The organism is Lysobacter sp. 1R34A (assembly GCF_051217035.1).
Lineage (GTDB): Bacteria > Pseudomonadota > Gammaproteobacteria > Xanthomonadales > Xanthomonadaceae > Lysobacter.
This window is the reverse complement of the sequence record NZ_JBPKJP010000134.1, coordinates 1-8,566: the sequence shown is the minus strand read 5'-3', so window position 1 is coordinate 8,566 and position 8,566 is coordinate 1. Positions and strand designations below refer to the sequence as shown.

The 8,566-nt window shown below is 68.7% G+C and carries 5 protein-coding genes and 1 pseudogene; 3 read left to right on the top strand and 3 right to left on the bottom strand.

Annotated elements, in window-relative coordinates; translation table 11 throughout:
• Positions 1–272: 272 nt before the first annotated feature.
• The 3 genes from ACSAMQ_RS18895 to ACSAMQ_RS18885 all read right to left on the bottom strand — a co-directional run bounded on the left by ACSAMQ_RS18895 (position 273) and on the right by ACSAMQ_RS18885 (position 3,756).
• Positions 273–1,262: a YheT family hydrolase gene (locus ACSAMQ_RS18895; RefSeq protein WP_435397139.1), complete on the bottom strand. Its 990-nt coding sequence runs from the start codon at positions 1,260–1,262 to the stop codon at positions 273–275.
• A gap of 7 nt (positions 1,263–1,269) precedes the next feature.
• On the bottom strand, positions 1,270–2,079 hold the full coding sequence (locus tag ACSAMQ_RS18890; protein ID WP_435397138.1) for a lysophospholipid acyltransferase family protein: 810 nt from the start codon (positions 2,077–2,079) through the stop codon (positions 1,270–1,272).
• A 354-nt stretch (positions 2,080–2,433) separates the two neighbouring features.
• Complete coding sequence (locus ACSAMQ_RS18885; RefSeq protein ID WP_435397137.1) at positions 2,434–3,756, bottom strand: sugar MFS transporter; 1,323 nt, start codon at positions 3,754–3,756, stop codon at positions 2,434–2,436.
• A gap of 407 nt (positions 3,757–4,163) precedes the next feature.
• On the opposite strand from ACSAMQ_RS18885, the gene ACSAMQ_RS18880 reads away from it, so the two are divergent.
• The 3 genes and pseudogenes from ACSAMQ_RS18880 to ACSAMQ_RS18870 form a co-directional block, all read left to right on the top strand.
• A complete protein-coding gene (locus tag ACSAMQ_RS18880) occupies positions 4,164–5,252 on the top strand; it encodes a glucokinase (RefSeq protein WP_435397136.1) in 1,089 nt (362 codons plus the stop codon).
• Between the two features lie 201 nt (positions 5,253–5,453).
• Positions 5,454–8,141, top strand: coding sequence for a TonB-dependent receptor (locus ACSAMQ_RS18875; protein WP_435397135.1), 2,688 nt, complete (start codon positions 5,454–5,456; stop codon positions 8,139–8,141).
• A 194-nt stretch (positions 8,142–8,335) separates the two neighbouring features.
• Positions 8,336–8,566, top strand: a pseudogene (locus ACSAMQ_RS18870) (hypothetical protein); the annotation flags it as partial.

The following is an 8,566-nucleotide window of genomic DNA, read 5'->3' as shown; positions in this document are numbered from 1 at the left end:
GCGCGGCGGCGTGCAGGCGATGCGCGCCGGCGTCTTGCGGGTCGGCGGCCACGGCCTGCTCGGCGGCGGACAACGCCTCTGCGGCCGCGCCCCGGCGCAGGGCGTCGAGGATGGGTTCGTACATTCGTGTGCTTCGGGTGGGATGAGAACCGCAATTGTAGGCGGGCCGCGCCGGTTTTCCCGGCCTGGGCGGGGGCCGGCGCCGGAATGCGCGCACGCCGGCCGGCTCGATCGGTCGTCGCAACGGCGCGGCGCGGGCCGCTGCGCCGGGCTCAGGCCGAAGCGCAGGCGCTCAGGCGGTCGGCGATCCAGCGCTCGGCGAAGCCGTCGAGCTGGGCGTTCTCGAGGAAGCCGCAATGCCCGCCCCAGGGCGCGATCTCCAGGCGCGCGTGCTCGGGCAGGACCAGTTCCTGGAAGCCGGCGACCGGGATCACCGGATCGTCGGCGGCCATCAGGATGCTGACCGGAATTTCCAGCCGGGCCATGCGCTGGCCGGCGATCGAGTAGCCGTCGAAGTAGCGGTCGAGGGTGCCGAAGTCGGTATGCCGCTCGACCATCCACTGGGTCAGCGGGCGCATGCTCAGGCCCAGGGTGCGGTCGTCGAAGTCGTGCAGGGCCGGGAACAAAGCGCGCTTGCGCGCCAGCGAATCGCGCCATTTGCGCTCGAAGTACCACAGGTACAGCGGCAGGCCGGACTCCATCGAGTCCATGGTCCGGGCCGGATCGAGCACCGGGCACACCGCGGCGACGTGGGTCAGCGGCAGGCCGGCCTCGGTCGCGCACAGGGCCAGGCGCAGGGCGAAGTTGCCGCCGAGCGAATAGCCGGCGACCGACAGCGGCCGCAGCGGAAACCGGCGCGCGATCTCGGCGGTGGCCTGCACCACCTCGTCGATGCGGTTGGAGTGGAACAGGCCTTCGTTGAGGTGGTGGGTGTCGCCGTGGTCGCGGAAGTTGAGCCGGAACACCTCGAAGCCGCGCGCCAGCAACTGCGCCGCGGTCAGCCGCATGTAGTTGGAATCGGCGCTGCCTTCCCAGCCGTGCAGCAGCATCACCAGGCCGCGCGGCTCGGTGCCGGGCACCGCGCTGTGCAGGCCGTGCAGGCGCACGCCGTCGCCGGCGTCGATCAGGTGTTCGCTGGTGTGCGCGCCGATCCGGGCGAAGCGCTGCTCGGCGCGGCGCCGGCGCAGCGGGCTGGAACCCAGCGCCGACTGGACGTGCGCATTCCTCAGCCAGCGTGGAGGCGCGTAGTCGGCTGCGGTCAGCATGGGCTCAGCTCGCCATCGCCTCGACGATGCGCTGCCGCGCCAGGTCGGCGATGCGGCGGCGGCCATCGGCTTCGCCGGGACCGATCGGGGTCAGGAAATGGATCTCGGCGACGCAGCCGGGCTCGCCGAGCAGGCGCAGGAAGTTGGCGAAGAAACTCTCCTTGCCCTGGAACGCGACCACCGACTGGGCGCTGCCGCGCTCGCCGTAGCGCAGCGCGACCGGTTGCACCGGCACGTTGGCCTCGACCGCGGCCAGGAAGATGCGCGCATGGAAGGGGCCGATTTCGCCGCCGCCGCGCGTGCCGCCTTCGGGAAACACGCCGACCGAGCGCCCGGCGCGCAGGCGCGCGAGCATCTCGTGCAGCACGCCGCCGAGCGATTCGGTGTTGCCGCGGTGATGGAAGATGGTCTCGCCGCGCGCCGCCAGCCAGCCGACTACCGGCCAGCTCTCGATCTCGCGCTTGGCCACGAAGCCCATCATGCGCTGGCTGTGCAGGGTCTCGATGTCGATCCAGCTGACGTGGTTGGCGACGAACAAGGTCGCGCCCGGCAGCGGCGTCCCGATGCGGCGCAGGCGGAAGCCGAACACGTGCAAGAGCCCGGCCGACCAGGCCCGGATCGCGCGATGGCCCAGGGTTTCGCCGCCGCCGACGCGGATGGCGGCGGTCAAGGGCGTGGTCAGCAGCAGCACGAGCGGCAGATGCACGAGCACATGCCACAGGAGCGCGGGTACACGGATCAGGTAACGCAGCGCGCGCGCGGTCGACGCACCCGGAGGCGCGACCGCGCCGGCGTGGGGAGGCGGCGCATTCATTGTGTGCACGATACCGAAGCGTCGTCGCAGCGGCCAGCGGCGATTGCAACGGAAGCCGGGTTTTCGATCCGGTGGCGAAAAAATGAACGCTCGTTCGGACAACGAAGCGAGCGTGCGGGGTCGCCGGCTCGGCCGGGCCGCAGGATCGCCATGGGCGCGCGGGCCAGGCGATCGCCCCGAACGCGGCGCTTGAACGGGGTTCGATGAGGGCCCGGCCCGAGCCGGATTAGTGCAACGACTCGGAAACGAACGATGCGGCCGCGCGAGCGCTCCGCGGCGCATCGGCCGGGCGGCTCGCCCCTCGCACTGCGCTTGCGGCAGTACGAGGGGTCGCAGGCGTGGCCGCCGTCGCCCTCAGTTCGAGACCGCGGCCGGGGCGGCGCCCGCGGCCGCCGCCCGATGGGCCAGGCCGACCTTATGCCCGGCCTTGGCGAAGTACAGGATGTACAGGTAGCAGGGCACCATCAGCAGCAGGAACACCAGCTGGAAGTCGAAGTGCTGCTTGAGCGCGGCGAACAGCTGCGGAATCACCGCGCCGCCGGCGATGCCCATCACCAGCAAGGCCGAACCGCGTTCGGTCAGGCGCCCCAGCCCCTCGATCGCGAGCGGGAAGATCGCCGGCCACATCATCGCGTTGGCGAAGCCCAGCGCGGCGACGAAGCCGACCGAGACATAGCCCTTGGTGAAGAACGCGCCGACGGTGAAGGCGATGCCGAGCACGGCCGAGATCGCGAGGTACTTCTGCTGGCTGACGAAACGCGGAATCACCACCAGCCCGACCAGGTAGCCGACGAGCATCGCGATCAGGGTGAAGGTGGTGAAGAAACTGGTTTCGCTCGGCGGCAGGCCCAACGCCGCGCCGTAGGTACCGATCGCGTCGCCGGCCATCACCTCGGCGCCGACGTAGACGAAGATGCAGATGGCGCCGAGCCAGACGTGCGGGTAATGCATCAGGCCCTTGCCGTTGCCGCCGCTGCCGCTGTCGGCCGGCGTCGCGTTGACGTCCTCGGCGCGGATTTCCGGCAGCGGCGAGCGCAGCAGCAACACCGCCAGCAGGGCCAGCACGCCGGCCATCGCGACATAGGGCACATGCACTTTCGCGGCGAATTCGTCGAGCAGGGTCTGGCGCCCGGCCGGCGTGGCCGCGGCGAGCTGCGCATCGAACTTGTTGATGCCGGCCAGGACCAGGGTCGCGAACGCGAACGGCGCCAGCGCGCCGGCGATCTTGTTGCAGATGCCCATCACCGCGATGCGCTGCGCCGCGCCCTCGATCGGGCCGAGGATGCTGATGTAGGGGTTCGCCGCGGTCTGCAGGATCGCCAGGCCCGCGCCGATGGTGAACAGCCCGGCCAGCGCGCCCGGGTAGGACCCGCGCAGGACGAACTCGCCGAAGGCGAAGGCGCCGATCGCCATCACGAACAGACCCAGCGACATGCCTTTCTTCATGCCGGTGCGCTTGAGGATGCTCGACGCCGGCAGGGCCAGGAACAGGTAGGACAGGTAGAACACCGTCAGCACCAGGAACGCGTTGAAGTCGTTCAACTCGAACCGGTATTTGACGAAGGTGATCAGCGGCCCGTTGAGCCAGGTGACGAAACCGAACACGAAGAACAGCGCGCCGATGATCGCGATCGAACCCAGGTGACGCGGCCGAGCGCTGGCGTTGGAAACCGACATGTGACTCCCCTCCCAGAGCGGCGGGTACCGCCCGCCACGTCCCGCTGGTCATCCGGATGACCGGCACGACAAGCGTCGGCCCAACGTTGTCACAAGTCGCTGCCGCTTGCCAGCCGCCAGGCCAAGAAGCCCGCCAAACCGTGATCTTGCGCGCGCGCCGCTATGTTGCGGCGCATCAATAATCCGGGCGCCGAAACCCGGTTTTGTGGCCTGGCTGACACATTGGCGGGAACTTGTTGACAACGTTGTCAAACCCAGAGCACTCTCGGCGCCGCCAAGGGGAAACACACCGGCAGCCGCGGAGGGCGCATGCAGTGGGAATGGAACGGGACGTCGTCGATGTCCTTGCGGGGACGCATCGTGAACACACGCGCCGGCACGGCGACGGCCGTCGCCGGAGCCTGCGCATGAGCGCGGCGGCACGGCTGAATCCGGCCACGCCCCAGTTCATCGCCGCCGACGTCGGCGGCACCCATACCCGGGTCGGCCTGGTCCGTCCCGGCAGCGGCGGCGAGTCCACCGTGACCGTGCTCGCCCACCGCAAGTATGTCTGCGCCGATTACCCGAGCCTGGCCGCGATCCTGGCCGAGTTCATCGCCGGCAACGCAGTCGGCATCGATCACCTGGTGATCGCCTGCGCCGGCGTGGTGCTCGACGACCAGGTCATCAATTCCAACCTGCCGTGGCGGATCTCGCTGTCGGAACTGCGCCGCGAGCTCGGCCTGCGCCAGGTGTTGTTCATCAACGATTTCCAGGCCAACGCCAACGCCGCCCAGTGCATGGCGCCGGACGATTCGACCCTGCTCACGCCCGGCGTCAGCGAATCGACGCCCGGCCCGGTGCTGGTGATCGGCCCCGGCACCGGCCTCGGCGCGGCGGTGCGCATTCCGCACGGCAAGGCCACCGTGGTGCTGCCGACCGAAGCCGGCCACACCGCGTTCGCGCCGGGCAACGCGCGCGAAGTCGAAATGCTGAGCCTGGCCCAGCAACGCGGCCAGACCCACGTGCCGACCGAGCACTTCGTCTCCGGCCCCGGCCTGGTCAATCTGTATGGCGCGCTGTGCACGCTCAACGGGGTCGAACCCTCGCTGCGCGCGCCGGCTGCGATCACCGAAGCGGCGCGTCGCGGCGAAGCGATCGCGCGCGAGGCGGTGCTGACGTTCTGCGCGCTGCTCGGCAGCGTGATCGGCGACCTGGCCGTGATCAGCGGCGCCAAGTCGGTGTTCATCGCCGGCGGCATCCTGCCTCAGCTCAAGGACTTCGTGCCCGAGAGCGAGTTCCATGCCCGCATGCTCGACAAAGGCGCGATGCGTCCGGTGCTCGAACGCGTGCCGGTGCGGCTGATCGAGAACGAACGCCTCGGCGTGATCGGTGCGGCGAGTTGGTATCTGGAGCACGGTCAATACGAGCCGGGCCGGTACGAGCAGGGCCAGCAGGAAAGCGAATCCGGCGACGGCGCGACGGCGCCGGCGAATCGCCAGCAGAAAACGCAGTAGGCGCAAGGCCTCAGGCGCACGCGCGCAAGGCGCGTGCGCGAAACCGCGGCCTCGCATCGAAGGCGGCAACACCGAAACCGGAAACGGCGTCGCCGCGACCGGCTGCATCAAGAAAAAACAGACAAGACAAACCGGACTTCGCGACGAACCGGCTTTCCCCGGTCGATCGCCGAGCCATCACCGCCCGAGGGAGGAACAGTAATGAAAGCGCGCAAGAGCATCCTGTCAGCCAGCATCGTCGCGGTCCTGACCTGTATCGGTCCGGGCCTGGCGGCCGCCCAGGACACCCAGGCAGCCACCAGCCCGTCCGCATCGTCGCAAGCCACCGAACTCGACACCGTCGTCGTCACCGGCATCCGCGCGAGCCTGGAAAAATCGCTGGATACCAAGCGGGCCAACGTGACCGTGTCGGAAGCGATCACCGCCGAGGACATCGGCAAGTTCGCCAACACCAACGTCGCCGAAGCGATGTCGCAGATTCCCGGCGTCGCCCTCGATCGCCGCTTCGGCCAGGGCGAGCGGGTCAGCATCGACGGCACCGACCCGAGCCTCAACCTGACCTTCCTCGACGGCCATCCGGTCGCGCAGGCGATCTGGCTGTACGGCGAGCAGCCCAACCGCGGCTTCGACTACACCCTGCTCGCGCCGGAAATCCTCGGCCGGCTGGAAATCATCAAGTCGTCGGAAGCGCGCATCACCGAAGGCAGCCTCGGCGGCACCGTGCTGATGCACACCCGCCAGCCGCTCGACCTGGAGGCCAACTCGGTCGCCGGCTCGGTCAGCTACAACTACAGCGACCAGGGCAGCAAGGGCCGCCCGAGCGGCTCGCTGCTGTACAGCTGGAAGAACCCGGAAGAAACTTTCGGCGTCTCGGTCGCCGCGCAGCACTACGAAGAGCAGGTCGACCGCCAGGGCCTGGAAATCTTCGGCTACGCCAAAGCCTCGACCTTCGCCAACGCCGCGCGCGCCGGCCTCGACCCGAACGCGGAAGTGCCCAACTCGATCAACGCCGCCTGGTTCCAGCAGCACCGCAAGCGCGACAGCGCCGTGGTCAACCTGCAGTTCAAGCCGAGCGACGAGTGGGAGTTCAACCTCAGCGGCCTGTACATCAAGGAAAACTTCGACAACTACAACCAGTCGCTGTACAGCTTCCTGACCTGGAACGACGGTACCGTCGCCGCGGTCAACCAGCTCGGCGACGCCAAGAACGGCGTGGTCACCAGCGGCCACTCCAACGCCAACGCCGACCCCACCGGCGGCACGGTGCTGTACGACAACAACGTGCGCGAGTCGGAAGTCGAAACCAAGGGCCTGGACCTGCGCACCGCGTTCGACGGCGAAGGCTGGGGCTTCAAGGGCCAGATCGGCCGCAGCAAGTCCGAGAACAAGCACCTGGCCCAGTACTTCATCGAGCCGGTCTACAACGGCGGCTTCAGCTGGGACATCGACCGCGGCATCACCTTCGACAACCCCGACGCCGCGCGCAATCCGGCCAACTGGGGTCCGTCGGGCGGCCTGACCAACGGCTGGATGGGCAACAACGGCGTGTTCTCGACCGAGAGCAAGGACACCTACGGCCAGGTCGACTTCAACGTCGAATTCGACAGCGTGTTCAACAACCTGCAGTTCGGCGTGCGCCGCGCCAAGCACGAGGAAGCCTTCGAGCTCAACATCTACGGCCCGGTCAACCGCGGCACCCTGGCCGATGTCGGCACCGTCGGCCTGACCGACATCCGCGGCTTCACCAACGACCATGGACGCCACATCCAGGTCGGCCGCGGGAACGTGCTCGACTGGGTCAAGGGCAGCCCGCTGAACTTCGCCAACCCCGACGCGGCCGGCTTCCTCAACAACACCTGGGCGCTGGAACAGACCAACACCGCGGCCTACGTCCAGGCCGACTTCTCCAGCGGCGCCTGGCGCGGCAACTTCGGCCTGCGTTACGTCGAGTCCAAGACCGACGCCAGCGGCTTCGTCTATGGCGGCGCGCCGACCCTCGACAATCTGGCCAGCAAGTGGCAGACCAAGTCGAAGAAGGAAGACTTCGTGCTGCCGTCGCTGAACGTGGTCTACGACACCGGCAACGACGTGCTGCTGCGCTTCGCCGCGGCCAAGGTGATCGCCTGGGCGCCGTACAACCAGATGGTCAACAACACCTTCCTCAACGACACCACCTACAACGGCAGCGGCGGCAACGCCGACCTGTCGCCGTACGAGTCGACCAACTTCAACCTGTCGGCCGAGTGGTACTTCGCCGAGCAGTCGGTGCTGGCGGCGTCGGTGTTCTACAAGGACATCTCCAACTACATCGACAGCGCGGCCCGGATCGAGCGCCAGTACAACTCGATCCGCGACACCAACCGGGTCGTGTTCGACACCACCCTGGTCGGTTTCCACGGCTGCACCAGCGACGGCTATTGCGACTACGACATCCAGCGTCCTCGCAACGCCGGCAAGGGCAAGGTCAAGGGCTTCAACGTCAGCTACCAGCAGCCGTTCGCCGACACCGGCTTCGGCGTGACCGCGAACTACACCTACGCCGACGGCGAGAACAACACCGGCGATCCGTTGCCGTACCAGTCGCGCGACAGCGTCGCGATCAGCCCGTACTACGAGAACGGCCCGCTGACGGTGCGCCTGTCGTACAACTGGCGCAGCCATTACCTGGCCGGCGGCTACGTGGCCGGCGCGGCGCCGGCGAGCGTGGACGCCTACTCGGAACTCGGCGCCAGCGTGGGCTGGAAGTTCAACGAGAACATGGGCGTGTCGTTCGACGCGATGAACATCCTCGACGAGGAATACGTGCAGTACTCCGGCAGCAAGAGCAAGCCGGTCGGCACCTACCACAGCGGCCGCCGCTACATGGCCGCATTCCGGTTCAACTTCTGATCCGCAGCGCAACCCGCACGCGCCGGCCGCAAGGCCGGACGCGTGGCCGCTCCGCCGGGATCGCCTCGATCCCGCCGGCGCGTCGTACCCGGAGCCCGGCACTCACCCTGCCGGGCTTCGCCGCATTGAGCACCGCACACTGACACCGCCGGCGCGCCTCCGCGCGCGCCGGCCACGAACGGAGCAGCGCAACGATGAAAACGCGTACCGCCTGGAACCTGGCCCTGGCCAGCGCCGCGGCGATCGGACTGGCCGCTTGCCAGAACCCGGCCCCGCCGGCCGGCTCTGACCCGGCCGGCTCCAGCTCGACCGATGCCCCCGCCGCCGCAAGCGGAGCCGAGCCGGCGATCGCCGCGCACGCGACCGCGGTGATTCCGCGCCCGGCGCAGGTCGTCCCCGGCGAGGGGCGCTTCGTGTTCGGGCCG

Coding starts and splice junctions, on each gene's coding strand:
- ACSAMQ_RS18875 (WP_435397135.1), top strand. CDS start 5,454: ATGAAAGCGCGCAAGAGCATCCTGTCAGCCAGCATCGTCGCGGTCCTG.
- ACSAMQ_RS18885 (WP_435397137.1), bottom strand. CDS start 3,756: ATGTCGGTTTCCAACGCCAGCGCTCGGCCGCGTCACCTGGGTTCGATC.
- ACSAMQ_RS18880 (WP_435397136.1), top strand. CDS start 4,164: ATGAGCGCGGCGGCACGGCTGAATCCGGCCACGCCCCAGTTCATCGCC.
- ACSAMQ_RS18890 (WP_435397138.1), bottom strand. CDS start 2,079: ATGAATGCGCCGCCTCCCCACGCCGGCGCGGTCGCGCCTCCGGGTGCG.